We start from the raw sequence: 23,752 nt of genomic DNA, 5'->3' as shown, positions 1-23,752 counted from the left end.
GGGACCGGCGGCCCGGCGGGTCGGTCGGCGGGATCCGCTTCCGCGCCGCGCCCATCGCGGGGGCCGCCTTCGCGCGGTCCCGCTCTCGACGCGGGCGCGCCCCCGAACCTGTCCCGCCGCCTGCCTCTCGGCCTGGGGCCCACCGCCGCGCCCCTGTCCCGAGACTTGCCCCCGCTCCTCGCGGATGCATTCTGCGCGAGCTTGGGCCTCCCGGCCCCGGCGAGGCTGCGGAGGGCGAGGCATGGCGAAGCGAGGCACGGGGGCGGAGCAGGTCCCAGGGGCGGAGCGGTTCACGGGGGCGGTGCGGTTCACGGGGGCGCGCGTGATCCTGCCGGGCGGCGTCGAGACCACCGAGGTCACCGTCGAGGACGACCGCATCACCGCCGTCGGCCAGGCCGCCGGCGATGCGCGCGACATCGACGCCGCGGGGCTCGTCCTCGCCCCCGCCCTCGTCGACCTCCACGGCGACGCGTTCGAACGCCAGGTCTCGCCCCGGCCCGACGTCTGCTTCCCGCTCGACGCCGCGATCCTCGACACCGACCGCCAGCTCGCCGCCAACGGCATCGCCACCGCCTATCACGCGCTGACGCTGAGCTGGGAGCCCGGCCTGCGCTCCGTCCCCCGCGGCGAGGCGTTTTTCGACGCGCTCGACGCGCTCGCCCCGCGGCTGACCGTCGACAACCGCGTGCAGCTGCGCTGGGAGACGTTCGCAATCGAAGCCGAGCCGCTGATCCGCCGGGCGCTCGCCTCCCCCCGCACGCCGTCGCTCGCCTTCAACGACCATACCTCGATGTCGCTGCGCAGTTTCGACACCGCCCTGCAGGAACGCGCCTTCGAGCAGTCGCCCGATTTCGCCGCGGCCGCGCTCGACGACCCCCGTCTGCGCACGCGCCTCGCCAGGCAGGCCGGGCGTTCCGGCCTGACGGTCGACGCCTATCTGGATCGGCTCGCAGAAATCTGGACCCGCCGCCCGGGCATCGACGCCGCGATCCGCGCGCTGGCGGAGGCCGGCCGCGCCGCCGGCGCCCCGATGCTCAGCCATGACGACACGCAGACCGAGACGCGGGACTATTACCGCGGCCTCGGCGCCCGGATCTCCGAATTCCCGATGACGCTTGAGGTGGCCGAGGCCGCGCGCGCCGCCGGCGACCTCATCGTCTTCGGCGCGCCCAACGCGGTGCGGGGCGGCAGCCATATCGGCTCGCCGTCCGCGGGCGACATGGTGGAGGCGGGGCTCTGCGACGTGCTCGCCTCGGACTATTTCTATCCGGCGATGCTGGCGGCGGTGGCCCGGCTGCAGGACGAACGCCGGGCGCCGCTGGCGACGCTCTGGGGACTGGTGTCGTCGGGTCCGGCGGCGGCCTCGGGCCTGACCGACCGGGGGCGGATCGAGGCGGGGCTGCGCGCGGATCTGGTGCTGGTCGACTGGCCCGAGGGCGTGACCCCGGCCGCGAAGCTGACGCTGAGCGGCGGCAGGGTCGCTTACCGGGCGGGCGGCGCCCCCGGCTGAGCCCCCTCTCAGTCGATCCGGTTCGCCTGCAGGAACAACGCCTGCTCCAGCGCATCGAAGAACCGCTGGAAGGCGGCGGGGTCGGAGATCTCGGTCTGGTTCACCTGGCCCGAGGCGCGCACGATGGTCTTGCCGCTGCCCCCCGCCCGCACCGACACCGTGAACCGCGTCAACCCACCGTCGAACTTGGTGGCCGACACGGTGCCGAGCGCGGGGTCGGCGCGATCCACCACGAAGCCCAGATCCTGCAGCGACGACAGCACCGCCTGGAACACGTCGGCCAGCTTCTCCGTCTCGAAATACCGGGTCGAGATGGAGCGTTGCGCGGCCTGGCTGTGGGTGGTCTGCAGCACCTGGCGGCGGCTGTCGGTCTGGCAGCCGGCGAGCAGGACCACGGCGGCGCCTGCGGCGATCAGGGGGCGAAGCATAAGCATCAGATCTCGTTGGCGGTCAGGAAGGCGGACTGGGCGACGCGCTCGAAGAACCCCTGGTAAAGCGCGGGGTCGTCCAGCGTCTCGCCGACCGAGAGCATCGCGCCCGGCCTGGCCACGATGCGCTGGAAGGTGGCGCGGACCACGGAGCCCGCGCCGTTCGCCGCCTCGCGCACCGTCACCTGGGCGCGGACCCGCCCCTGCGCGACCTTGGAGCCGACGATGACGCCGAGCCCCGCATCGCTCTCGTCGATCGAGAACCCCAGATCCTGCAGCGCGCCGAGCGAGGCCTGAAGCATCAGCGCGCGGTCCGACGTCTCGAACCGGCGCGACTGGCGGGCGCGCGCCGCGGTGCTCGAGGCCGTTGGCGACAGCGCCGCGACCTGATCGGCGCCGGTGGCCATGCAGCCGGCGCTCGCCAGCCCGGCGAGGCCGAGGCCGGCGAGCACGAAGCCCCGCCGCCCGATCAGCCCTGCCTTCATCAGCCCCTCCGGCATCAGCCCCTCCGGCATCAGCCCCTCCGGCATCAGAACGACGAGGACCGGTAGGTGAAGCTGCGCACGCGCGAGGCCGCGTCGAAGCGGATCACCACGGTCAGCGTGCGCTGCGAGGTCTGCGAGGCCCCCGCCGCCGCGCCGCCGCCGCCGAGGAACAGCACGTTCACCCCGCCCGAGGACTGGGAATAGACCTGGTTGGTGGAGATGCGGTCATAGACCCAGGTCTCGGTCCCGTCGCTGTCGCGGGTCACGATGTTGGGCGAGCCGAGCGCGCCGGCCACGTCGGCCCCGCTCATGCCTTCGCGGATTTCGCGCTGCACGGTTCCGGCGGTCAGCTTGTCGCCGGAACCGGCGCCGGCCTCGACCTCGCGCGCATGCTCGCTCGCGGGCGCGCAGGCGGCGAGCAGGGCGGCGACGGGAAGGGCGAAGAGGATGCGGTGGCGCATTGGGGTCAGTCTCCCGACTTGGGTTTGGGGATGGCGGCGCCCGCGGCGGCGGCGGCCGCTTCGCGCTCGCGCGCCGTGTTGATCTCGGCCACCGGACGCGGCGCGTCGGGGGCGTCGGCGGAGGCGGGCAGTTCGGCCAGCGCCCGGCCCGAGGTCGCGCCCAACGGTTCGAAGAAGTTCCGCTGGTAGAAGACGGGGCTGTCCACCTGCGTTTCGCGCAGCGGCGCGATCAGCGAGGCGTTGGCCCGCACCGCGCTCTCCTCCGGCCCCTTGGGCTGCACGATCACCGCCATGCGCAGGGTCGACTGGCGGGTGCCCGACACGGTGCGCGCGTCGGGCGCGACCCGGGTGATGCGGTAGCCGAGGTCATGCATCGTGGCGATCACGTCGCGCATGGCGTCGTCGGCCGGCAGGGGGACCACGCGGGTCTGGATCGCGCGCAGTTCCAGCGCGCTCTTGGGGCTGGGCATGTAGGTGGTGGCGGGCGTCGACACGCAGCCCGACAGGGCGGCGGCGGCGAGGGCGATGAGGAGGATGCTGCGCATGGTTCAGCCTTTCGCCGCGAGACCGGAGCGGACCTGCTCGAAGAACCCGGAGGAGAATTCCGGCGCGGTCAGCTCCTCGGCCCGCGACAGGCCCTGGTTGGTGGTCACGATCCGCTCGAACGACACCCGCAGCTGCGCGTCATCCTCGCCCAGCGGCCGGGTGGTCAGCGTGGCGCGAATCACCTGGTCGGTGTCGTAGACGGGGTTGTATTGCGCGCCCAGCAGCGCGAAGGCCACGGTCAGCGCGATCTGGCCCGCGACCTGGCCGGCCTCGGTCGCGTCGCGGTCCTTGGAGCCGGCGAGCACGCCGTAGCGGGCCACGCTCTCCTCGATGGTGAAGCCGAGATCCTGGAGCACCTGCGTCGCCTCGATCAGCAGCGCCTGCTCGGTCACGTCGTCGAATCGCATGGTCTGGCGCGCCCGGATCTGGGCGGCGTCGAGGCGCGGGGCGCCGATGCGCAGCGCTTCGGTATTGGCGTAGTCGGGCGGCGGGGCGCAGGCCGTGAGCAGCAGCGCGCCCGCGATCGCGGCCGGGAATGCATGGGGTTTCAATGCGTCGCCTCGATATGGCGCGCCGGCCCATCGGGGGCTTGCGGGCGCGGAAACGGTCAGGCGAACAGCTTAGAGGCGCAACGACGCCTCGGGTCAATGGCTTGACTTCAGATGGATGAACGACGTCCGGCGATGCGGGACCGAACGCGCGCGCATCATTCCGATCCCCGCGCGATCCTCGCCTCGGAGGCCGCTCATGCCGTCGAGCCGGCGCTGGGGATCATGGACAAGCGGCCGCCGTTTCGGGCCTGATCTCCCCGACGCCCGACCCGCTTCGCGCGGCGACGAATGCGCGGGCGGCGGATGCCGCCGCCCGTCCCCCTTCCACCCGATACAGGAACCGCCATGCCCCGGTCTCTCGCCCCCGCCGACGCCGCCCCCGTCCTCGTCACCGGGGGAACCCATGGCATCGGCGCCGCCTGCGTCCGCCTGATGGTCGACGAGGGCTGGCCGGTCCTGTTCTGCGGCCGCGACGCCGAAGCCGGCGCCGCGCTCGCCGCCGAGATCCCCGGCGCCGCGTATTTCGAGGCCGATCTGGGGTCCCCCGCCGGCATCGCCGCCGCCGCCGACCGCGCGCTGGAGCTTTCGGCCGGGCGGCTCTCGGGCCTGGTGAACAACGCCGGCGTCGGCGTGCGTGCGGTCTTCGCGGAGACCGACGACGCGCTCTACGACAAGGTGATGGACCTGAACCTCCGCGCTCCGGTGATGCTGACCGCGCGCCTGCTGCCGGCGCTGGAAGCGGGCGGGGGCGCGGTGGTGATGATCGCCTCGGTGGCCGGCAAGGCGGGGGAGAAGGGCCTCGCGCTCTACACCGCCTCCAAGGCCGCGCTGATCGGCCTGACCAAGTCGCTGGCGCTGGAGATCGGGCCCCGCGTGCGCATCAACGCCGTCTGCCCCGGCCAGATAGAGACGCGGATGATGGCCCGCACCCTCGCGCTTCCCGGCCGTCGGGCGCTGCTGACCGCGCGCATCCCGATGGGCCGGATCGGGATGGCCGAGGACGTGGCCGAGGCGACGGCCTGGCTGATCTCGCCGCGCTCGGGCTACGTGACCGGCGACGTGATCACCGTGGATGGCGGGGAGACCGCAGGCCTGATGGTTTCGGAAGACTGATCGGGGGCCCGCGTGGTCGATGGGACGGCGGCGCGCGCAGATGCGCCGCGAGGGGATGAGGGAAAGAGCATGAATATCGAGACCTGGGCGCAGGCCCTGAACGCGGCCGTGGCGGCGCGGAATGCGGAGGCGGTCGCGGACCTGTTCCTCCCCGACGGGTTCTGGCGCGATTTCATCGCCGTCGGCTGGACCCTGCAGACCCTCGAGGGCGCCGAGGCCATCGCGGGCTTCGCCATCGGGCAGGCCTCGCCGGCCGGGCTGGTGGTGGCGCCCGAACCCGCCGCCGCCGATGCGCAGGAAGGCTTCGTCGCCTTCGAAACCGCGCTCGGCCGCGGCCGCGGCTATGTGCGGCTGCGCGACGGCCGTTGCCGGACCCTGATGCTGGCGCTGGAGGAGCTGAAGGGCCACGAGGAGCCGCTGCGCGCCCGCCGCCCCTCTGGCCTTTTCGAAGACCCCCATGGGCGCAACTGGAAGGAGCGGTTCGCCGCGAAGACCGACGCTTTCGGCAAGACCGCGCAGCCCTATGTGTTGGTGGTGGGCGGCGGGCAGGCGGGCCTCGCGCTCGGCGCAAGGCTCGAGATGCTGGGCGTGCCCTATCTGATCGTCGACAAGCATCCCCGCGTCGGCGACCAGTGGCGGTCGCGCTACAAGGCCCTGACCCTGCATGACCCGGTCTGGTACGACCACATGCCCTATCTGCCGTTCCCCGACTTCTGGCCGGTGTTCACGCCGAAGGACAAGATGGGCGACTGGCTGGAAAGCTACGCCCACGCGCTGGAACTCGCGGTCTGGACCGGCACGACCTGCCTCGCCGCCGCGCGCAACGCGGCCGACGACGGCTGGATCGCGACCGTCGAGCGGGACGGTCAGACCGTCACGCTCGCCCCCACCCATCTGGTGATGGCGGTCGGCAACGCCGGCTTCCCCCGCCGGCCCGAGATCGAGGGGGCGGAAACCTTCGCCGGCGCCCAGCTGCATTCCTCCGAATTCGCCAGCGGCGCGGGGATGGAGGGCAAGCGCGTCATCATCGTCGGCGCCAACAACAGCGCCCATGACATCGCCGCGGACCTGGTGGCGAACGGGGCGCATCCGGTGATGATCCAGCGCTCGTCGACGATGATCGTGCAGCAGAAGACGGTGGTCGAGACGATGCTCGGGCCCCTCTTCTCCCAGGACGCGGTGGACCGGGGGATCACGACCGACCGGGCGGACCTGCTGCTCGCCGCCTCCCCCTTCCGGGTGCAGGAGGAGAATGCGCGCCGCGTCTGGGCGAAGGTGCGCGAGGACGAGGCCGGGTTCTACGAGGCGATCGAGGCCGCGGGCTTCGCCCTGGACTTCGGCGAGGACGGCACGGGGATGCTGAAATATCCGCGCACCGCTTCGGGCTACTATTTCGACGTCGGCGCCTGCGCGATGGTGATCGACGGACGCATCGGGATCCGCTCGGGCGTCGGCATCGCGCGCCTCTCGCCCGAGGGGATGGTGCTCGACGACGGCGAGGTGCTGGCGGCGGACATGATCGTCTACGCCACCGGCTTCGGCGCGATGGAGGAATGGGTGGCCCGCCTGATCGACGAGGCGACCGCGGCGCGGATCGGGCGCTGCTGGGGCTACGGCTCCGACACCCGGGGCGATCCGGGTCCGTGGGAGGGCGAGCTGCGCAACATGTGGAAGCCCACCGCGCAGGAGGGGCTGTGGTTCATGGGCGGCAACCTCGCCCAGTCGCGCTTCTACTCGGGCCTGCTCGGTCTGCAGCTGAAGGCGCGCCATGCGGGACTTTCGCCGGCGCCGCGCGCGGACTGAGGTTTTTCGCGACGAGGTCGGGCGCGTCTCGCATCCGCCCCACCTTCGACCGTCCGGCTCGCCTCACCGCCCCCCGCCTCCCGAATTCTCGGGCGATGGACACTCCGCCGCTTCGAGCGCGGGGGCGGGTTGGGCTATGACCGGACGAATGACCATAAACGGCGCGAGGGGGCGAGAGCGGCATGACGGACCCGAGGGAATGCGAGTGGCAGGTGGACGGCCTGCGCCTGGCCGGGCTGGCCTGGGGACCGCAGGGCGGGACGCCGGTGCTGGCGCTGCACGGCTGGATGGATCATGCGGCGAGTTTCCAGGAACTGGCGCCCAGGCTCCCGGGCTGCAATGTCGTGGCGCTCGACCTCAGCGGTCAGGGGCTCAGCGCCCATCGCGCGGCCCACGCCACCTACAACATCTGGGATGACCTGCCGCAGATCGCCGGGCTGCTCGACCAGATCGGCTGGGCAGACTGCGTGCTGCTCGGCCATTCCCGGGGGGCCGTCATCGCGTCGCTCTTCGCCGCCACCCAGCCGGCGCGGGCGCGCGCCTTCGTGGCGCTCGATGCGCTCGCCCCCGTGCCCGCCGCAGCCGATTTCGTCACCACCTTGCGCGCCTTCGTCGAAGAGACCCGCGAGCGCAAGACGCGGCCGCCGCGGACCTTCGCGACCCGGGAGGACTACGCCCGCCGCCGCGGCGAGCAGGGCAATTCCGCCGCGACCGCCGGGGCGCTGGCGGCGCGCGCCCTGGACGAGACCGCGGACGGCTTCGCGATGCGCGGCGACCCGCGGCTCTTCGCAAGCTCCGCCGTCAAGCTGACCCGCGAGCAGGTCGAGACCGTGCTGCGCGCCATCCGCTGCCCCGTGCTCAACATCTGGGCCGACGGCGGCAGTCTGCGCGCCCGGCCCCATGCCGCCGAGATGGCGCGGCTCGGCGCCGAGCTGATCGCGGATTACGCGACGGCGACGCTGCCCGGCGACCATCATTTTCACCTCGACCCGGCCTCGGCGCCGCTGATCGCCGACGCCATCCTCGATTTTCTGCATCGTCGCCTGGACATCTGACGGCGACCGCGTCCCCCTTCGAAGCTGCAACAACCCGTCGCCGCCCGACGACATGATCCGCAAGGAAACCCGGATGTCCGATATCGAGATCGCCCGCGCCGCCGAAAAGAAGCCGATCCAGGAGATCGGGGCGGCGCTGGGCATCCCCGCCCGGCATCTGCACCCCTACGGCCATGACAAGGCCAAGATCGACGCCGCCTTCATCAAGGCCCAGGAAGGCCGGCCCGACGGCAAGCTGATCCTCGTCACCGCGATCAGCCCCACCCCGGCGGGCGAGGGCAAGACCACGACCACCATCGGCCTCGGCGACGGGCTGAACGCCATCGGCCGCAAGGCGGTGGTCTGCATCCGCGAAGCCTCGCTGGGGCCCAACTTCGGCATGAAGGGCGGAGCGGCGGGCGGCGGCTACGCGCAGGTGGTGCCGATGGAGGACATGAACCTCCATTTCACCGGGGATTTCCACGCCATCACCTCGGCGCACAACCTGCTGGCCGCGATGATCGACAACCATATCCACTGGGGCAACAAGCTGGAGATCGACGTCCGCCGCGTGTCCTGGCGCCGGGTGATGGACATGAACGACCGGGCGCTGCGCCAGGTGACGCTGGGCCTCGGGGGCGCGGCCAACGGCTTCCCGCGCGAAAGCGGCTTCGACATCACGGTGGCGTCGGAGGTTATGGCGATCCTCTGCCTCGCGCATGATCTCGACGATCTGCGCGCGCGGCTCGGCGACATGGTCGTGGCGCTGCGCCGCGACGGATCGCCGGTGTTCTGCCGCGACCTGAACGCCGACGGCGCGATGACCACGCTTCTGAAGGACGCGATGCTGCCCAACCTGGTGCAGACGCTCGAGAACAACCCGGTCTTCGTCCATGGCGGGCCCTTCGCCAACATCGCGCATGGCTGCTCGTCGGTCGTGGCCACGCGCACGGCGCTGAAGCTCGCGGACTACGTGGTGACCGAGGCGGGCTTCGGCGCCGATCTGGGCGCCGAGAAATTCTTCGACATCAAGTGCCGCAAGGCCGGTCTCGCCCCCGCCGCCGCGGTGATCGTCGCCACGGTGCGGGCGCTGAAGATGAACGGCGGCGTCGCGCGCGACGCGCTGGCGGTCGAGGATGTGGCGGCGGTCGAGACGGGCTGCGCTAATCTCGGCCGGCATATCGGCAACGTGCGTCTGTTCGGCGTCCCCGTCGTCGTCGCCATCAACCACATCACCACCGACACCGAGGCCGAGATCGCGGCGATCCAGGCCTTTTGCGCGCGTCTGGGCGTCGAGGCGGTGCTCTCCACCCATTGGGCCGAGGGCGGGCGCGGCGCGGCGGCGCTCGCGACCAGGGTGGTGGAGATGGTCGAGCGCGAGGCGAGCCGCTTCGCCCCCCTCTATCCCGACGAGATGGGGCTCTTCGAAAAGATCGAGACGGTGGCGAAACGCATCTACCACGCCGAGGACGTGCAGGTTGACGCGAAGATCCGCAAGCAGCTGGCGGACTGGGAGGCGCAGGGCTACGGCAGGCTGCCGATCTGCATGGCCAAGACCCAGTACAGCTTCACCACCGACCCGGAGCGGCGCGGCGCCCCGGTCGGACACTCGATCCCGGTGCGCGAGGTTCGCCTCTCGGCCGGGGCCGGCTTCGTGGTCGCGATCTGCGGCGAGATCATGACGATGCCCGGCCTGCCGCGCGTGCCAGCGGCCGAGCGCATCCATGTGAACGCGGCCGGCGACATCGAAGGCCTGTTCTGAGGCGCGGCCCTCCTTTCGTCGCAGGGCGGCGCGGTTTCCGCCCCGCCGCCGCGTGTGGTGGTCGATCCCGGCGCGCCGCTGGCGCATGAACGCCCGCGGATGCCGGCCGTCCTCGCCATGGGCGTCGCCGCCGCCGGGCGCTCTCTGCGATGCGCGGCCGCCGTTTGCGAAAAGTCGGGCGCGCGCAGGGTTGCGGTCCGCCGCCCGATCCCCTCAAGTCGAAGGCGATGAGCGACTCGGGCCGCGGCGACGGGCCCGCAGCCCCGCGAGCCCGTGAGGAGGCATCCATGCTCGACCCTGTGCGCGATCCGACGACGCTGGGCTTCGATCCTGACCGCCTCGCCCGGCTGCGGCCCTGGATGCAGGGCTGGGTCGACAGCGGCCGCCTTCCCGGCGCCCAGGTCCTGATCGCGCGCCGCGGCGAGGTCGTGCACCATGCGATGACCGGCCTGCGCGATGTCGAGAGCGCGACGCCCTGGACCCGCGACACGCTGGTCCGCATCTACTCGATGACCATCGCCTTCCTGATGCTGTTCGAGAACGCGCAGGTGCATCTCGACACGCCGCTCGACGAGATCCTGCCGGAATTCAAGGACATCCAGGTCCTGATCCCCGGCGCGACCTCGCTCGAGCAGGTGGAGCGGCCGCGGACCCGGCTCACCGTCCACCACCTGCTCACCCATACCTCCGGCCTCACCTACGGCTTCAACGCCGGCCCGGTCGCCGAGGCGATGCAGGCGCGGAAACTGGATTTTTCGGCGAAGGACGAGGCGCTTGAGGCGACGGTCGGGCGGCTCGCCGAACTGCCGCTCAGCTTCGATCCGGGCGCGCGCTGGAATTACGGGGTGTCGACCGACGTGCTGGGGCGCGTGGTGGAGGTGGTCTCGGGCCTGCCCCTCCCACGGTATTTTCAGGAGCGGATCTTCGCGCCGCTGGGCATGGAGGACACGTTCTTCGCCGTGCCCGACGCCAAGCGCGACCGGCTGGCGAGTTGCTACGCGAAAACCCCGGAGGCCGATCTGAAGCTGCTCGACCGCGGGGCCGAGACCAGTTGGGCCGAGGGTCAGGTCCGCCAGGCCTCGGGCGGCGGCGGGCTGGTGTCGACCATCGACGACTATCTGCGCTTCGCCGAGATGCTGCGGGGCAAGGGCGCGCTCGGCGACGCGCGTCTGCTGGCGCCGACGACGGTGGAGTTGATGGCGACCAACGCCCTGCGCGGCGATCTCGCGGCCAACGGGCAGGCGGTGTTCTCGGAGGTCCCCTATGACGGGATCGGCTTCGGTCTGGGCGTGTCGGTGACGCTGGATCCGGGGCTGGCGAAGACCGCGGCGAGCGTGGGGGATTTCGGCTGGGGCGGCATGGCCTCGACGGTGTTCTGGGTGGATCCGAAGCGGGATCTGGCGACGATCTTCATGACCCAGCTGGTCCCGTCCTCCGCCTATCCGCTGCGCAAGGAGATACGGGCGCTGACCTATGCGTCGCTGGTCGCCCCCTGACGTCCCATTTCGATGATTTTTTTCGCTCGCGCAATGCATCAAGAACAACGCGCAACGATCTGATATTTCTGAATAAATATGTATCTCCGACCCCGGATTGGATCCGACTGCTCCAGCGTGACCCATCACGCCTGGGCGATCATTCTGTGCCCTCTGCGGGATTCTGGCGATTGAGGTTGCGAGGCAGTTTTACCTCGCAACCCCATGTTTCAAGATCATTTTTTCCGAACTGCCGCTCCGGGTGCCGGCGAAGGTTGCGCCCAGGATCAAGTCCGAGCCGCAACCTGCTGCCAAAAAAGAGAATTTCTCAGGCGTCGGTGAGCTTCACGCCGCGCTCTTCGAGCTTGTAGCGCCTGATGGCATTGTCGCGGAACAGCTTCCGCTTCGCGACCTCCTTCAGACCGAGCGCCACGATGCCGGCCGTGGTCCGCTCGAAATCCAGCACCGGGAAATCGGTCCCGAAGATCGCCTTGTCCTGCCCGAAGCTGTTGATGTACTTCACGAAACTCTCAGGCCAGTAGGTCGGACGAGGCGCGTCGCAGCCGATGAAGACGTTCTTGTGCTTCCAGGCCATCGCGATCATCTCCTCGGTCCAGGGGATGCCCACATGGATGCCGGCCAGCTTCAGCTCCGGCAGATAGCAGGCCACGCCGTCCAGGGTGATCGGCCGGCCGACCGATCGGCAGGGATGGCCGGAGGCGTAGGCCATCGACTGCCCGATCTGAAGCCGCACGGGAACGTCGAGCTCTATGCACTTGGCGTAGAACGGATACCAGCGCGCCGCGTCCGGCGCGAGCTCGACCCAGTGCGGGTAGCCGTGCGCGCCGATGGAGCCGTAATCCTCGACCGCGCGCTGGAATTCCCAGACGCCCTTCATGCCCTTGGTCGGGTCTAGGCCCGCCAGCCCGAAGAAGCGGTCGGGATGCGCCTTCACCGCCCGCATCACGACCTCGTAAGGCAGACGCCAGGTCGAGCGATGGCCAAGCCGGCCGACCTTGGGCGCGATCAGGAACCCGCGCTCCATCCCGGCGGCGTCCATCCGGCGCAGAATCTCGTCGATCCCGATGCCCCCGAAGGAGAAGAGCCGCGCGTCGCGCCAGAGCCGACCCATCTCGCTCTCGGCCGCGCAACCCGCCGTCGCGAGGATCTGCATCCCGTGCCGGGTCGCGTATTGCAGCGCTTCGGAGGCGATGACCTTGGCCTGCGACGCCTCGCGCGCCTGATCCCGCCCCGTGGCGATCGGCCAGGCCAGATGCCAGCCGGTGCTGCACCGCCTGAAACGCGCCGATGGGCCGGCCGAACTGCACCCGCGCCTTCGCATGCGCCCGCGCAGCCCCATCCGCTCCTGCACCAGGGCGACGGTGCGCCAGTCGGCCTCGAGCCCGCCGAATTCGGCCGGGAAGGACAGGCCAAGGAGGCCGAGCGCCCCCATTCTCCGGCAGCAGGTCGTAGGGGGGGATGCGGCCGTCGTCGCGCCGGCGCTGCTCTTCCGGGGGCAGGCGGCGGGCCATGAAGCGGTCCACCGTCTCGAGGATGGCGAGCTGCTCGTCGTCGGGCTGGAAATCGATCATGCGGCGGACGCTCCCGTCGGCGCGGCGGCGCGCGAGGCCCGGCACCAGCGCGCTCAGCGCCACCAGCAGGGCCGAGAGGGCAGCCATCGACGCCAGCCAAAGCTCCGGATCGCGGGACTGGAGATGGGCTTGGCCCAGAAGCTCCATCCCCGTGGCGAAGAGCGCCAGCCCCCCCAGCCGAGCCAGAGCGACCGGCCCGGAGGCTCGGCCACGCCGCCGGGGGCGTCGGCGACCTCGGCCAGCGCGTCGAGGTCGCTGGGCCCGGCGCCCGGCTCGGCCCGTCCTCGGCCCCGACCACCGCCAGAAGCTGGCCGAAGAGGATGAAAAGGACGACGTATTGCGCCATCGCCGCGATGGGGGCCCCGAAGATCCCGCCGTTGCCCACCACCCGCGCGCGCAGCAGCGTCAGCGGGCGGGGGGCCGTAGAAGAGGCCCGGGAAATGATCGGCCCCAGCGTGCGCCGCACCGCCTCGGCGATCAGGAAAAGGGCGGCGAACAGGTCCACGTCCGACAGGATCGCCTGGCGCAGCGCCCAGCCGCCGATGGTGGTCACGCAATATCGGATCAGCCGCAGCGACGGCGCGAGGAAGCCGCCGTCGAGCCGCGTCCAGGCGTTCCACCGCTCGGCCCAGCCGCGGCGCAGCGGGAAGGCGAGGAACACCAGCGCCAGGCACAGATGCACCATGCGGAACAGCATCGCCGGCGGCGCGCCGCAGATCCCGGCTTAGAGATGGATCGTCGCGAACAGCGTGGCCAGCACGCCGATCAGCAAGGCGGTGATCCGCAGGGACGCGGACGCCTCGCCGGAAAGCGCCTGGAACGCGGAGCGGGGGCGCGCGGTCATGGGGGGCTGGAGCTCCGGAGCGACCGCGCTTCGGGCGGCGCGGGAAGGCCGGGGGGAGCGGCGGGCGGGATCGCGCGCCGTCGTCGGCTCGGGGATCGGGGGCGGCGGGTCCGCCCCCCGGCGAAGGCTGTGGTCGGGATGGCGGGCGCGCGCGGCGAGGTCGTTGCGTGCACGCCTTCGATATTGGCGTCGATCAGGCCGGCGATCTTGGCGTCGACCGCCGGGTAGGTCCCGGCGAGGCCGGAGCCGATGCGCGCGAATGTGTCCTGGGCGGCGGCCAGCACGGCCGCGGCCGCCATCATCCGGAAGGTCGTTTTCATCGCGCACCCCTGTCGCTGATGTCCGGGCGCTCGCCCTGGGCGGGTCTCTGTTCTTCGATCTTCGCCCCCCCTTGCGGAACATTTGGTCCGGACGTTTTCGCTGGCTCCGGCGAGCTGCATCAATGACAAGTCATCTTCTGGCTCATCCATGATGCAGGAGGCGGCGCGGTCCCGGCCTCGCCCCATGCCCCTCGCCCCGGAGGAGCTTCATGAACCACGCAGGGCGCATTCGGCGACACAGGGTTCCCCGGGGGGCGACAGGGCGCCGGATGTCCGACGGCGGAGGGGCGGCGGGCGATCTCGCTGCCATTCTCGACGTTCACGCCTGCAACCGCGCCGGCCGCACGGCGCTGATTTTCCATGATCGCGAATGGACCTGCGCGGCGTTCGCCGCCGAGCTGCGCCGCCATGCCCGCCATCTGGTCGAGACCGGCGTGCGCCAGGGCGACCTGGTCGGCGTCTCGCTCGATGATGCGCCGCGCACGCCGTTCGTGCTGCTCGCTCTGGCGAGGATCGGGGCCATGGCCCTGCCGATGGACGCGCGCTGGAGCGAGGCGGAGCGCACGCGCCTCGTCGCCTTCTTCAAGCCGCGTCTGGTGCTGTCGGATGCGCCGCCATGGTGCTGCGCGACGGGGGAGCGGGATCGACGTGCTGAAGGCCCGCTGCCGCGCGGTGCTGGCGAGCTGCAAGGTCCCCTCGCGCTGGTTGGTGATGGAGAGCCTGCCGAAGAATTCCGGCGGCAAGGTGGTCGACGCCGAGGTGATGAAAATCGTCGCGGCGCAGGGCTGAGCGCGGGGGAGGCGCGCCCCGTATCCGCGACGTCATGGCGATCCGCCGCGCCCCGACTCGCCGCCGCTTCTCTCAAGAACGGCACGAATTGCGCGCCGCCTTGCCGGGACGCGCCTTCGGGCGCGCGGCCCGACCGATCATGCCCGCGCCGCGAAGCGGACGATCAGCGTCGTGAGGCGACCTCAGCGCATCAACCCGAAGCCCCAAGTCAAACGCGAAAACCGGCCGAGGCGTTGCAACGCTCCAGGCGCGGAAACGGATTTCGTTCGGCTGATTGGGGGGCAATGGTGCCCGGGGGCGGATTCGAACCACCGACACGCGAATTTTCAATCCGCTGCTCTACCAACTGAGCTACCCGGGCGAAGCGCCGTCGACCGGCGCTGGGGGGGTTATTATGGGATGCGCGCGGGGCTGTCCAGAGGGAGCGCCCCGGGTTTTTCACCTGCCGCGACGCCCCCGCCGGCCCGCGCCGTCCGGACCATCGCGCAACTCGGATTCACGGGCGATATCCTGCGCGTAGTCGTCGGCGTCCGGCGCGTCGTCGTCCTCGGCGGGGATGGCGTAGGATCCGTTCAGCCAGTTGCCGAGGTCGAGATCCGCGCAGCGTTTGGAGCAGAACGGCCGGTAGGCGGTCTCGGTCGGGCGCTTGCACATCGGGCAGGGCATGGGCGGGACCTCTCGTCCGGGGGTGCGGGGGCGGGGGCGAGCCTCGTCCGAGTCGGGCGGGCATGTCCACGCCTCGCGCGCCGTGCCCGGATGACTCCGGGTTCGCGCGACTCAGGCCCCGGGCGAATCAGGGCCTGAGCGACTCGGGGCCTGAGCGACTCGGGGCCTGGGCGACTCGGGGCCTGAGCGGCTCAGGGGGCGGGGATGCCGCGGGGCAGAAGCTCGGTCAGCGGGCGGCGCTCGCGCCGACGGGTCAGTTCCATATGGCCAAGCCCGGTCCAGCCGACCATCTGGGTGTCGATGGCGTCGTCCTTCAGCGCCTTGCGCAGCGCCGTCTCGGCCTGCTTGCGGTCGCGTTTCGAGAGCGGCGCGAAGTCCAGCACCACCTGGCCGCCGAGGCCGCGCAGGCGCAACTGCCGGGGCAGGTCGGCGATCGCGGCGAGGTTGGCCTTGAGCCCGGTCGCCGTGGTGAAGTCGCCGGCGGTGTTCACGTCGATCGCCACCAGCGCCGCGGTGGGTTCCACCATCATCCAGGCCTCGCCCGGCAGGGCCACCCGGGGGGAGAACAGCGCCTCCACCTGGTCGAGCACGCCGAGATCATCCCAGAGCTTCAGGTCGCCGCGCTGCACGTCCTCGGGCTCCGGCTCCACCCAGTCGCGCCAGGCGCGGGTTTCGGCGTCGGGGGCTGCGACGACTTCGCCCAGCTCGCCCTCGGCTTCGGCCGCGCGGGCGGCGTTGAGCAGGGCGGCCAGCGCGCTCACATCGTCGGCGACCGCGTCGGGCTCCACCCCCTCGGCGGCGGAGCGCAGGATGGCGCCGGGCGCGTCCTCGCCGCTCAGCCCGGCCTCATCCAGCGCGTCGCGGGCGATCACCCGCAGGCGCGCCGCCTCGTCCTCGTCGCGCACCCGGCGCGCGACGTTGATGCCGGGCGCGTGGGGGGTGAGGATGGCGTAGCGGCCCTTGAACAGCGGCTCGTCGGTGACAGGCGTGGCCTTGCCCGGCTCGGCATGGCGGGCGATCTGGACCAGCAGGCGATCCCCGGTCTTGACCTTGCGGGGCGACTTCAAGAATCCCTCGCGGCCGTCGCCGAGGTCGAGGAACGCCGCCCCCAGCGCGTCGACCCGGCGGATGACGCGGGCCAGATGCACCGCCTCCAGCCGGGGCGTGGGGTCGGTGTCGGGCGCGTCGATCAGCAGGTCGGTCAGCCGACCGTCATCGAGGCAGGCGGCCATGGAGGGCATGCCCTCCTGTTCCAAGATCGCGATCAGGCGGCCTTTCATGCGGGCGATCCTTCATAGGTGACGGTCAGACCGGCGCCGGTCAGCAGCGCGGCGGTTTCGGTCAGGGGGAGGCCGACGACATTGGTGTAGCTGCCGTTGAGCGCGGGGACGAAGGCGGCGGCGATGCCCTGGATGGCGTAGCCGCCGGCCTTGCCCCGCCATTCGCCGGAACGGAGATAGGCGGAGATTTCGGCGTCCGACAGGCGCTTGAAGCGCACCTGGGTTTCGACCAGCCGGATCCATTCGCGGTCGCCGAGGCGCAGGGCCACGCCGGTCGCGACCCGGTGACGGCGCCCCGACAGCAGGGTGAGGAAGGCATGCGCCTCCGCGACGTCCGCGGGTTTGCCGAGAATGCGCCGGCCCGCCGCGACCACGGTGTCGGCCGCGAGCACCAGCGCGCCCTCGGCCTCGGGGCGGGCGGCGACCGCGGCGGCTTTTTCGCGAGCGAGCCGCTGGGCGTAGGGGCGGGGCAGTTCGCTCCGCCCCGGGGTCTCGTCGATGTCGGCCGGCAGGACCGCGTCGGGCAGGATGCCGATCGAGGCCAGCAGGTCGCGCCGGCGCGGCGAGGCGGAGGCGAGGATCAGGCGCATGGTGCGGCGCTCCTCCCGCCGGCGTCCGGCGTCGGGACGGCGGCGAAAAACGTCATACGTCCGGTGCACGCGCGGTGCACGCTTCGCGCACGCGAAAAAACGGCCCCGCGGCTCGCCCATCGGGCGGCGGGGCCGTGCGTGCACGCGCCGCGGCGAACGAGCCGCCGGGCATGCGCCGGGGCGGCGTTGAGCGCCATGGCGGGGTTACTTGAACCGGTAGGTGATGCGGCCCTTGGTGAGGTCGTAGGGCGTCATCTCGACCTGGACCTTGTCGCCGGCCAGCACGCGGATGCGGTTCTTGCGCATCTTGCCTGCGGTATGGGCGATGATCTCATGGCCGTTCTCGAGCTTCACCCGAAAGGTGGCGTTGGGCAGAAGTTCGACAACGACCCCGGGGAATTCGAGAGTCTCTTCCTTGGCCATGCTGTCTCCGGCGCGTGGAATACGGGGCGTCGCGGCATGCGGAAGCAGGTCGCGTGGCGGGGGTATGGCGCGGATAGGCGGGGGAATCAAGGCGCAGCGAGCAGGGCGCGGCGACGGCGGGGGGTGCGGGGCGTGCGGGCGAGGTCGGAAGGGGCGGCGGATCGCGCGCCCGCGCGCAGGCCTGGGGCGGCCGGCGCGGTCAGGGACGCGGCGAAGCGGCGCCGAAAGCCTGCGCGAAATGCGGCGGCCTTCATGACGCCGCGTCATGATCATCGCCTTGTTTTGGCTTCGCAATCGGCTCGACCGCGCGCCGACGGCTTGCCACAATTGAGGCGAAGGCGTGATTTCTCAACGGCTTCCGTTGACCCCGGCGCCGCGGCCTCCACCTAATGAGACACGATCCTAATGCCGAAGCGCCGCGGACATCCCTGCGGCGAACTTCGATGACGAAGGAGAATGAGCATGACCAAGATGACCGGTTTCGCCGCCGCCGCCGCCGCCTCGCTGATGGCCGCCGCCGCCGCGCCCGCTTTCGCCCAGGCCACCGCCGACCAGGCCACCGGCGAGCCGCAGGCCAAGATCGAGGTCGGCATGCTGACCTGCGACATGACCGCGAAGAGCAACTACGTGGTGCTGTCGCAGAGCGAATATCTGTGCACGCTGAAATCGCCCGACGCCGCCGAAGACGCGATCTATGTGGGCAAGATCGACAAGGTCGGTCTCGATCTGAGCGTGACCGAGGAGCAGAAGCTCTACTGGGCCGTGCTCGCCACGACCGAGAAGTTCACCACCGACATGATGGACGGCGAATATTACGGGGCCAGCGCCGATGCGGCTCTGGGGCTCGGCGCCGGGGTCAAGGTTCTTGTGGGCGGCGAGTCCGATCAGGTGTCGCTGCAGCCGGTTTCGGGCAGCACGCAGGCGGGCATCGGCCTCGCCGCCGGGCTTGAGAAGCTGGAGCTGCGCCGCGTCACCGAGTGATCCGGCCGGTCTGACCGCCTGCGCGCCCCGAGCGGCGCCAAGCGGGACCGAAAGGGGCGCGTCGCGAAAGCGGCGCGCCCCTTCCGCGTCCCGGGGACGGGTTCAGGCCGCCTCGTCCAGCGAGGCGATGACCGCGTGCAGAAACCGCCGTTCCGTCACCAGCAGCGCGCCGCGCGACGACAGATCCAGCCCCACCTCCGCCGCCGCCGCCCGGTTCGACGTGCCGATCCGCAGCCCCGGCCCCAGAGCCAGATTCTCCAGCGGCCATTGCAGCCCGCTGGAGGCGAGCCCGACGCAATCGGCCAGCGGATAGACCGAGACCCGCGCCCCCTCCGCCAGCCGCGCCCGCCAGCGCAGGGGGGCGAGGAACACCAGATCCTCGCGCCCGACCAGCAGGATGCGGCGGTCGGGGTTGACCAGCAGCGTGTGCAGCGCCGCCAGCGAATGGTCGATACGCCCGCCGAGGAAGCCCGCGCCCAGATAAAGCGGCGCGCGGGTCAGGCGCAGGCATTTCTGCAGGTCGGTGCTGTCCTGCTCCGTCACCGCGATCAGCCGGGGGCCGAGCCGCGCGCGCCAGTGCTCGGCATCCTCGAGGCTGTCCATGTCGCCGATCACGACGTCGGGCGCGGGGCCCGCGTCGCGCAGCCGGTTCGCCCCCCCGTCCGCCGCGATCACCGCCCCGCAAAGGGGGGCGAGGCTCGCGATCAGCTCCGCCGGCGCGGGCCCGCCGCCCAGCAGCAGCGCCGGGCGGTCGAAGACCAGCGGGGCGGGGGCTGGGGGGGCGTCGCTCATGCGCGGCTCATTTGCGCGCGGGCCGGGCGAGCGACGGCCGCTCGGCCATCTCCGCCATCCAGCGCAGGGTGCCGGTGTGGCTCTCGTCCGGGCGGACTTTCGCCACGCGGCCGAAATCGAGGGTGATGTAGGCGATGAGGTCGACGAGGGTGAAGCGCTCTCCGGCCAGATAGGGGCTCGCCTCCAGCCGACGGTTCATCAGGTCCAGCCCTTCGGCGAGCTTGGGGCGATGCGCCTCCGACAGCGCCGGGATCTGGTTTTCCAGCGCGGCCATCGCCGGGTGCGAATGGCGGAACACGTAGAACAGCGGCATGGCGACGAGGAATTCCATACGCCGCAGCCATTGCTCGATCTTGGCGGCCTCGAACCCGTCGCGGCCCATCAGGTTGGGTTCGGGATGCAGGGCTTCGAGGTAGCGGCAGATGGCGATGGTCTCGGTCAGGGTCTCGCCGTTGGAGAGTTCGAGCGCCGGCAGGTGGTGGGTGCCGAAGCGGGCGAGATGCTCGGGCGAGAAGTGGTCGCGGGTGGCGAGGTCGATCTCGACCTTGGGGATCTCGATGCCCTTCTCCACCAGAAAAGCGTTGACCCGGCGCGGGTTGGGCGCGGTGGAGCAGGTGACGAGCCGCACCGGCGAGGGCAGGGCGGCGATGGGCGAAGCGGTGGCGGCGGGCATCGGGGGATCCTCCGGGTTTCGTGGTTGGCCGCAGAGTGGCGCGGGCCGCGGCAAAAGGAAACCGGGGGGAGGGACGGAATTCGGCGCGGCGTGGGGGCCGGATGTTCCGGCCGTCCGCGCGCCGGGGCGGGGCGTGCGGGCGCGCCGGTCAGCCCAGCGGGCCGGCCTCGGGGTCCTGCTCTTCGGCCTCCCGCTCGCTCGGCCGTTTGCCGCGGAACCCGGTGGCCATCACATACATCTCGGCCGAATCCTTGCGGCTGGCCGGCGGCTTGATGTGACGGACGGTCTTGTAGTCGCGCTTGAGCATCGCGACCAACTCGACCTCGGCTCCCCCCTGAAGGGTCTTGGCGAGGAAGGTCCCGCCCTCCTTCAGCACTTCGCCGGCGAAGAACGCCGCCGCTTCGCAGAGCGCGATGATGCGCAGGTGGTCGGTCGACCGGTGCCCCGAGGATGCGGCCGCCATGTCCGACAGCACGGCATCGGCCTCGCCGCCGAGCGCCGCCTTCACCGCCTCGTCGGCGCCCTCGTCCAGAAAATCCATCTGCATCAGCTCGCAGCCGTCGAGCGGGGTGACCTCCTGCAGGTCCACCCCCAGCACGCGGCCGCGGGGGCGATTGGGCTTGGCGCCGTCGGCGTTGGTGCGGCGCGCGGCCACCTGCAGCCAGCCGCCGGGCGCGCAGCCCAGATCGACCACGCAATGCCCGGTCTTCAGGAACGGGTGGCGGTCGTCGATCTCCGACAGCTTGTAGGCGGCGCGTCCGCGGAACCCGTCGCGCCCGGCCTGCTGCACATAGGGGTCGTTGAGCTGGCGTTCGAGCCACAAGGTCGAGGACAGCTTGCGCCCCTTCGCGGTCTTCACCCGCGTGCGCAGCTCGCGCGCGCCGCGGCCCGAGCCGCCGGCGATCCCGCCCGTGCTCTTGCCGCCGCCCTTGCCGCTCTTCGGGGGTCCGCTCATGCCATCGCCGCCTTCGTCCGATCCTCGGCCGGCCGGTTCCGGCCGCCGTCGCGCCCCCCTTCGCGCCCGCGAGGGGCCGGGTCAAGCCCCGCCTGGACGCGGCGGGGGCGGCCGCGTCGGGGCTCGGGGGCCGCGCTCAGCCCGGGAGCGGGCCGCCGAGCGGACCGGGAAGGGGCTCGGCGCCGGGCTCCGCCGAACGCTCCGCCCACATCAGGGAGTGCAGCATCCCCTCGCGCAATCCCCGGTCGGCGACGCGGATGCGCTCGGCCGGCCACAGGCGCAGGATGGTCTGCAGGATGGCGGCGCCGGCGATGATCAGCTCGGCCCGGTCGGCCCCGACGCCGGGATGGGCGATGCGGCCCTGGGGCCCGAGGTCGATCAGCTGGCGCGCGATCCGGGTCGCGGCCGAGCGGTCCAGCCACATGCCGTCGACCTGGGCGCGGTCGTAACGCTCCAGCCCCAGCTTCAGCGCGCCGAGCGTGGTGACCGTGCCCGAGGCGCCGATGATCTGCAGTCCGCCCAGCTTGGCGGCGGCGAGACCCTCCTCATAAGGCAGGAAGCCGGCGATATGGTCTTCGAAATGGCAGGCCATCAGGGCGTAGCGGTCGCGGTCGTCGGCCACGTCGGCGAAGCGGTCATGCAGGGTGGCGACGCCGACGGGGGCGGAGATCCAGTCGACGATGCGGGCGCGCGCGGCGCGACGCAGCTCGGACCGGTCGGGGCCGCCGCGGCCGGGGGCGAGGGCGAGGATCATGTCCTGGCGCTGATCGGGGGCGACGCCCTGCAGGTCGATCCAGATCAGCTCGGTCGAGCCGCCGCCGATGTCGAACACCATCAGGCTCTCGGCGGTCTCGTCGAGCAGGGGGGCGCAGCCGGCGAGCGCGAGGCGGGCCTCCTGCTCGGGCGTGATCACCTCGATGTCGAGCCCGGTTTCCCGGCGCACCCGGCGCAGGAAGCCGCGGGCGTTGACCGCGCGGCGGCAGGCTTCGGTGGCGATGATGCGGGCGCGGGCGACGTCGTGGCGGCGGATCTTGGCGGCGCAGATGCGCAGGGCGTCGACGGTGCGGTTCATCGCGTCGCGCGAAAGCTCGCCATGCGCCTCGACCCCTTCGCCGAGGCGGACGTTGCGCGAGAAGGCGTCGATGACCCGGAAGCCGCCCGGAAAACGGCCGGGTCCGGGCTCGGCGATCAGCAGGCGGCAGTTGTTGGTGCCGAGGTCCAGCGCGGCGTAGCGGGACGTCGCCCGGGCCGGAGGGGCCTGGGCGGCGATGCGGGCGGGCCTGCGGGCCTGCATGTGGGCATCGGGCGCCGACGTCACGTAACACCTCCGCGGCCAAGCGCCGCGCAATAATCCAATGGGTATCCAAGGTTGCGGCCCGGGACAAGGGCGTGAAGCGTATGAGGGGCGGCGGACGTCGCGTCCGGGGCGAGCGGCGCCGCGCCCTGCCGGGCGCTCGGGCGCTCTCCGCGGCGTCGCCGCAGGCGCCCCGGTCGCCCTGCCGTGCGAGCCTGCCGGACCCGTCGGCCCCTCGGTCGTCGCGCGGCTCCCCCGGATCCGGCCTGGCCGACGCTTCGGATGTGGTGCGGTCGGACGTCGGCGGGTCGCCGCCGACAGGGAGGCCTCGGATCAACGTCGCTCGACCTCCGGATCGTCTCCCGCGTCGCCCTGCCGGGCGCCGCCTCTGGTCTCGCCGCGCCGCGCGGGGCTAGCCTGCCGGCCAGACGCCCCGGCGCGGCGTTCGGGCGGCGGGCGGCGGGCGGCGAGCAGAGCAGGGAGCGGGCGGCGATGGCGGTGATCCTCGAGCGGCGGTTCGGCCCCGCGCTCATCGAAACGGCGCGGACCCTCGCCGCGGCCCATCCGGGCGCGCGGCTCGAGATCTGGGGTTTTGATCCCGCGCCCCTGCGCCGGGAAACCGAGGCGGCGCTGGCGGGCGAAGGGATCGAGGCCGTGCTGAGGGCCGCGTGGAAGCCGGCCCTTCACGCGCTGCTCGAAGCCCCGCCCGGACCCGGCGAGCGGCTCATCCTCGCCCCGCCGGCCCCCGCGGACATCGGCCCGGCGCGGTTCGCGCAGGAGCCCTATCCGGCCCTCGCCCTCCTCTCCCCGGCGCTGAGCCTCGCGCCGCCCCTCCCCTGCGCCGCGGCGGGGGAGGCGCCGCCCGCCTGGCGTCTCTCGCGCCGCGCCGCCGACGGAACCGCGCGGAGCGAATCCATCCTCGCCCCGTTGCGCCTGCGCCCCGCGCCGGGCGGGGGCGAGGTTTTCGCGGCTTGCGGTTGGATGCGGGTGACCGGGCCGGACGGCGAAATTCTTCGGAACGGGCCTTGGGAGACGCCGCTCGAGGCTGCGCTGGAAGCGGCGTTCGACGCCCTGCGCGGCCTCGCCCGCGTCGCCGCCGCCCGGCCGCGCGACCAGGCGCTGCTCGGCGACGACATCGTGCTGCGGCTGGAGGGGCCGTTCGGAGCGCTCGCAACGCCGCTGGACGAACATCGGGTCGATCTCGCCGAGATCCTGCATGAGGAGCTGCATTTCGGCGGGCTCGAGATCTTCGCGCGGGCGTTAGGGCTCGCGCCGGGCGACCGGGCATTGCGGGTCGGACGGATCGTGCCGGTGGTGATCCCGAGGCAGGCGGGCGCGGTGTCGCTGCGCATCGCCGCGCGGCGCCAGCGGCCGGCAGGTGCGCC

23 protein-coding genes, 1 tRNA gene and 4 pseudogenes are annotated in these 23,752 nt (G+C 72.0%); 10 read left to right on the top strand and 18 right to left on the bottom strand.

Going from position 1 to position 23,752, the window contains the following annotated elements:
* Positions 1-241 precede the first annotated feature (241 nt).
* Positions 242-1,510 carry an alpha-D-ribose 1-methylphosphonate 5-triphosphate diphosphatase gene (locus tag ACTB72_RS11420; RefSeq protein WP_463037115.1) on the top strand — a complete coding sequence of 423 codons (1,269 nt, stop codon included), beginning with the start codon at positions 242-244 and terminating at the stop codon, positions 1,508-1,510.
* An 8-nt stretch (positions 1,511-1,518) separates the two neighbouring features.
* Here the strand turns inward: ACTB72_RS11420 and ACTB72_RS11415 are convergent, their stop codons facing one another.
* Genes ACTB72_RS11415 through ACTB72_RS11395 form a run of 5 tightly spaced genes read right to left on the bottom strand, consistent with a single transcriptional unit; the run spans position 1,519 to position 3,981 of the window.
* Complete coding sequence (locus ACTB72_RS11415; RefSeq protein WP_463037114.1) at positions 1,519-1,944, bottom strand: hypothetical protein; 426 nt, start codon at positions 1,942-1,944, stop codon at positions 1,519-1,521.
* A complete protein-coding gene (locus ACTB72_RS11410; protein ID WP_463037113.1) occupies positions 1,944-2,453 on the bottom strand; it encodes a hypothetical protein in 510 nt (169 codons plus the stop codon). Before ACTB72_RS11410 ends, ACTB72_RS11415 begins: the two co-directional genes overlap by 1 nt.
* Before the next feature lie 14 nt (positions 2,454-2,467).
* On the bottom strand, positions 2,468-2,884 hold the full coding sequence (locus ACTB72_RS11405) for a hypothetical protein (RefSeq protein ID WP_463037112.1): 417 nt from the start codon (positions 2,882-2,884) through the stop codon (positions 2,468-2,470).
* Between the two features lie 5 nt (positions 2,885-2,889).
* A complete protein-coding gene (locus ACTB72_RS11400; protein WP_463037111.1) occupies positions 2,890-3,429 on the bottom strand; it encodes a hypothetical protein in 540 nt (179 codons plus the stop codon).
* Positions 3,430-3,432: 3 nt separating this feature from the next.
* The gene (locus tag ACTB72_RS11395) at positions 3,433-3,981 is read right to left on the bottom strand and encodes a hypothetical protein (protein WP_463037110.1); all 549 of its coding nucleotides are present in this window, start codon (positions 3,979-3,981) and stop codon (positions 3,433-3,435) included.
* A 345-nt stretch (positions 3,982-4,326) separates the two neighbouring features.
* On the opposite strand from ACTB72_RS11395, the gene ACTB72_RS11390 reads away from it, so the two are divergent.
* The 5 genes from ACTB72_RS11390 to ACTB72_RS11370 all read left to right on the top strand — a co-directional run bounded on the left by ACTB72_RS11390 (position 4,327) and on the right by ACTB72_RS11370 (position 11,189).
* The gene (locus ACTB72_RS11390; protein ID WP_463037109.1) at positions 4,327-5,094 is read left to right on the top strand and encodes an SDR family NAD(P)-dependent oxidoreductase; all 768 of its coding nucleotides are present in this window, start codon (positions 4,327-4,329) and stop codon (positions 5,092-5,094) included.
* 69 nt (positions 5,095-5,163) lie between these two features.
* The gene (locus ACTB72_RS11385; protein WP_463037108.1) at positions 5,164-6,897 is read left to right on the top strand and encodes an NAD(P)-binding domain-containing protein; all 1,734 of its coding nucleotides are present in this window, start codon (positions 5,164-5,166) and stop codon (positions 6,895-6,897) included.
* A 182-nt stretch (positions 6,898-7,079) separates the two neighbouring features.
* Positions 7,080-7,952 carry an alpha/beta fold hydrolase gene (locus ACTB72_RS11380; protein ID WP_463037107.1) on the top strand — a complete coding sequence of 291 codons (873 nt, stop codon included), beginning with the start codon at positions 7,080-7,082 and terminating at the stop codon, positions 7,950-7,952.
* A gap of 73 nt (positions 7,953-8,025) precedes the next feature.
* Positions 8,026-9,693 (top strand): formate--tetrahydrofolate ligase, encoded by a 1,668-nt coding sequence (locus ACTB72_RS11375; protein WP_463037106.1) that lies wholly within the window; start codon positions 8,026-8,028, stop codon positions 9,691-9,693.
* Positions 9,694-9,980: 287 nt separating this feature from the next.
* On the top strand, positions 9,981-11,189 hold the full coding sequence (locus tag ACTB72_RS11370) for a serine hydrolase domain-containing protein (protein WP_463037105.1): 1,209 nt from the start codon (positions 9,981-9,983) through the stop codon (positions 11,187-11,189).
* A gap of 307 nt (positions 11,190-11,496) precedes the next feature.
* Here ACTB72_RS11370 and ACTB72_RS11365 read toward each other — a convergent pair whose 3' ends face one another.
* From ACTB72_RS11365 to ACTB72_RS11350, 4 genes and pseudogenes are all read right to left on the bottom strand, one after another.
* Positions 11,497-12,300, bottom strand: coding sequence for an amidohydrolase family protein (locus ACTB72_RS11365; protein WP_463037117.1), 804 nt, complete (start codon positions 12,298-12,300; stop codon positions 11,497-11,499).
* Positions 12,277-12,496 (bottom strand): annotated as a pseudogene (locus ACTB72_RS11360) (acyl-CoA dehydrogenase family protein); the annotation flags it as partial. The pseudogene ACTB72_RS11360 and the gene ACTB72_RS11365, both read right to left, overlap by 24 nt.
* Positions 12,497-12,534: 38 nt before the next feature.
* Positions 12,535-12,753: pseudogene (locus tag ACTB72_RS11355) on the bottom strand (acyl-CoA dehydrogenase family protein); the annotation flags it as partial.
* Positions 12,754-13,600: 847 nt separating this feature from the next.
* Positions 13,601-13,924, bottom strand: coding sequence for a hypothetical protein (locus ACTB72_RS11350; RefSeq protein WP_463037104.1), 324 nt, complete (start codon positions 13,922-13,924; stop codon positions 13,601-13,603).
* Between the two features lie 209 nt (positions 13,925-14,133).
* Between ACTB72_RS11350 and ACTB72_RS11345 the strand changes: the two are divergent.
* Positions 14,134-14,517, top strand: a pseudogene (locus ACTB72_RS11345) (AMP-binding protein); the annotation flags it as partial.
* A 55-nt stretch (positions 14,518-14,572) separates the two neighbouring features.
* Positions 14,573-14,713 carry a hypothetical protein gene (locus ACTB72_RS11340; RefSeq protein WP_463037103.1) on the top strand — a complete coding sequence of 47 codons (141 nt, stop codon included), beginning with the start codon at positions 14,573-14,575 and terminating at the stop codon, positions 14,711-14,713.
* Positions 14,714-14,998: 285 nt separating this feature from the next.
* On the opposite strand, the gene ACTB72_RS11335 is transcribed toward ACTB72_RS11340, so the two are convergent.
* The 5 genes from ACTB72_RS11335 to infA form a co-directional block, all read right to left on the bottom strand.
* A tRNA-Phe gene (locus tag ACTB72_RS11335) sits at positions 14,999-15,074 on the bottom strand.
* A gap of 77 nt (positions 15,075-15,151) precedes the next feature.
* Entirely contained in the window at positions 15,152-15,379 is a 228-nt protein-coding gene (locus tag ACTB72_RS11330; RefSeq protein WP_463037102.1) for a DNA gyrase inhibitor YacG, read from the bottom strand.
* 191 nt (positions 15,380-15,570) lie between these two features.
* Entirely contained in the window at positions 15,571-16,659 is a 1,089-nt protein-coding gene (locus ACTB72_RS11325) for a ribonuclease E/G (RefSeq protein WP_463037101.1), read from the bottom strand.
* Positions 16,656-17,249, bottom strand: coding sequence for a Maf family protein (locus ACTB72_RS11320; protein ID WP_463037100.1), 594 nt, complete (start codon positions 17,247-17,249; stop codon positions 16,656-16,658). Before ACTB72_RS11320 ends, ACTB72_RS11325 begins: the two co-directional genes overlap by 4 nt.
* Before the next feature lie 204 nt (positions 17,250-17,453).
* Positions 17,454-17,672: a translation initiation factor IF-1 gene (gene infA / locus ACTB72_RS11315; protein WP_092679644.1), complete on the bottom strand. Its 219-nt coding sequence runs from the start codon at positions 17,670-17,672 to the stop codon at positions 17,454-17,456.
* Positions 17,673-18,134: 462 nt separating this feature from the next.
* Between infA and ACTB72_RS11310 the strand changes: the two genes are divergently transcribed.
* Positions 18,135-18,653, top strand: a complete 519-nt coding sequence (locus tag ACTB72_RS11310; RefSeq protein WP_463037099.1) for a DUF992 domain-containing protein — start codon at positions 18,135-18,137, stop codon at positions 18,651-18,653.
* Positions 18,654-18,755: 102 nt separating this feature from the next.
* Here ACTB72_RS11310 and ACTB72_RS11305 read toward each other — a convergent pair whose 3' ends face one another.
* The 4 genes from ACTB72_RS11305 to ACTB72_RS11290 form a co-directional block, all read right to left on the bottom strand.
* Complete coding sequence (locus ACTB72_RS11305; protein WP_463037098.1) at positions 18,756-19,445, bottom strand: thiamine diphosphokinase; 690 nt, start codon at positions 19,443-19,445, stop codon at positions 18,756-18,758.
* 7 nt (positions 19,446-19,452) lie between these two features.
* Positions 19,453-20,118 carry a glutathione S-transferase family protein gene (locus ACTB72_RS11300; protein ID WP_463037097.1) on the bottom strand — a complete coding sequence of 222 codons (666 nt, stop codon included), beginning with the start codon at positions 20,116-20,118 and terminating at the stop codon, positions 19,453-19,455.
* 148 nt (positions 20,119-20,266) lie between these two features.
* On the bottom strand, positions 20,267-21,073 hold the full coding sequence (locus ACTB72_RS11295; RefSeq protein WP_463037096.1) for an RlmE family RNA methyltransferase: 807 nt from the start codon (positions 21,071-21,073) through the stop codon (positions 20,267-20,269).
* A gap of 136 nt (positions 21,074-21,209) precedes the next feature.
* On the bottom strand, positions 21,210-22,367 hold the full coding sequence (locus ACTB72_RS11290) for a Ppx/GppA phosphatase family protein (protein ID WP_463037116.1): 1,158 nt from the start codon (positions 22,365-22,367) through the stop codon (positions 21,210-21,212).
* Positions 22,368-22,859: 492 nt separating this feature from the next.
* Between ACTB72_RS11290 and ACTB72_RS11285 the strand changes: the two are divergent.
* Positions 22,860-23,752 (top strand): annotated as a pseudogene (locus tag ACTB72_RS11285) (hypothetical protein); the annotation flags it as partial.

Source organism: Albimonas sp. (genome assembly GCF_055129145.1).
The sequence above is the reverse complement of the archived record's forward strand: the minus strand, read 5'-3'. Positions and strand labels throughout refer to the sequence as shown.

Bases quoted from the DNA above. Each gene is read 5' to 3' on its own strand.
- ACTB72_RS11295 (WP_463037096.1), bottom strand. From the start codon at position 21,073: ATGAGCGGACCCCCGAAGAGCGGCAAGGGCGGCGGCAAGAGCACGGGC.
- ACTB72_RS11305 (WP_463037098.1), bottom strand. From the start codon at position 19,445: ATGAGCGACGCCCCCCCAGCCCCCGCCCCGCTGGTCTTCGACCGCCCG.
- ACTB72_RS11385 (WP_463037108.1), top strand. From the start codon at position 5,164: ATGAATATCGAGACCTGGGCGCAGGCCCTGAACGCGGCCGTGGCGGCG.
- ACTB72_RS11390 (WP_463037109.1), top strand. From the start codon at position 4,327: ATGCCCCGGTCTCTCGCCCCCGCCGACGCCGCCCCCGTCCTCGTCACC.
- ACTB72_RS11375 (WP_463037106.1), top strand. From the start codon at position 8,026: ATGTCCGATATCGAGATCGCCCGCGCCGCCGAAAAGAAGCCGATCCAG.
- ACTB72_RS11300 (WP_463037097.1), bottom strand. From the start codon at position 20,118: ATGCCCGCCGCCACCGCTTCGCCCATCGCCGCCCTGCCCTCGCCGGTG.
- ACTB72_RS11405 (WP_463037112.1), bottom strand. From the start codon at position 2,884: ATGCGCCACCGCATCCTCTTCGCCCTTCCCGTCGCCGCCCTGCTCGCC.
- ACTB72_RS11400 (WP_463037111.1), bottom strand. From the start codon at position 3,429: ATGCGCAGCATCCTCCTCATCGCCCTCGCCGCCGCCGCCCTGTCGGGC.
- ACTB72_RS11310 (WP_463037099.1), top strand. From the start codon at position 18,135: ATGACCAAGATGACCGGTTTCGCCGCCGCCGCCGCCGCCTCGCTGATG.
- ACTB72_RS11380 (WP_463037107.1), top strand. From the start codon at position 7,080: ATGACGGACCCGAGGGAATGCGAGTGGCAGGTGGACGGCCTGCGCCTG.
- ACTB72_RS11370 (WP_463037105.1), top strand. From the start codon at position 9,981: ATGCTCGACCCTGTGCGCGATCCGACGACGCTGGGCTTCGATCCTGAC.
- ACTB72_RS11415 (WP_463037114.1), bottom strand. From the start codon at position 1,944: ATGCTTATGCTTCGCCCCCTGATCGCCGCAGGCGCCGCCGTGGTCCTG.
- ACTB72_RS11420 (WP_463037115.1), top strand. From the start codon at position 242: ATGGCGAAGCGAGGCACGGGGGCGGAGCAGGTCCCAGGGGCGGAGCGG.
- ACTB72_RS11325 (WP_463037101.1), bottom strand. From the start codon at position 16,659: ATGAAAGGCCGCCTGATCGCGATCTTGGAACAGGAGGGCATGCCCTCC.
- ACTB72_RS11365 (WP_463037117.1), bottom strand. From the start codon at position 12,300: ATGGGTCGGCTCTGGCGCGACGCGCGGCTCTTCTCCTTCGGGGGCATC.
- ACTB72_RS11320 (WP_463037100.1), bottom strand. From the start codon at position 17,249: ATGCGCCTGATCCTCGCCTCCGCCTCGCCGCGCCGGCGCGACCTGCTG.
- ACTB72_RS11290 (WP_463037116.1), bottom strand. From the start codon at position 22,367: ATGCAGGCCCGCAGGCCCGCCCGCATCGCCGCCCAGGCCCCTCCGGCC.
- ACTB72_RS11350 (WP_463037104.1), bottom strand. From the start codon at position 13,924: ATGAAAACGACCTTCCGGATGATGGCGGCCGCGGCCGTGCTGGCCGCC.
- infA (WP_092679644.1), bottom strand. From the start codon at position 17,672: ATGGCCAAGGAAGAGACTCTCGAATTCCCCGGGGTCGTTGTCGAACTT.
- ACTB72_RS11410 (WP_463037113.1), bottom strand. From the start codon at position 2,453: ATGCCGGAGGGGCTGATGCCGGAGGGGCTGATGAAGGCAGGGCTGATC.
- ACTB72_RS11330 (WP_463037102.1), bottom strand. From the start codon at position 15,379: ATGCCCTGCCCGATGTGCAAGCGCCCGACCGAGACCGCCTACCGGCCG.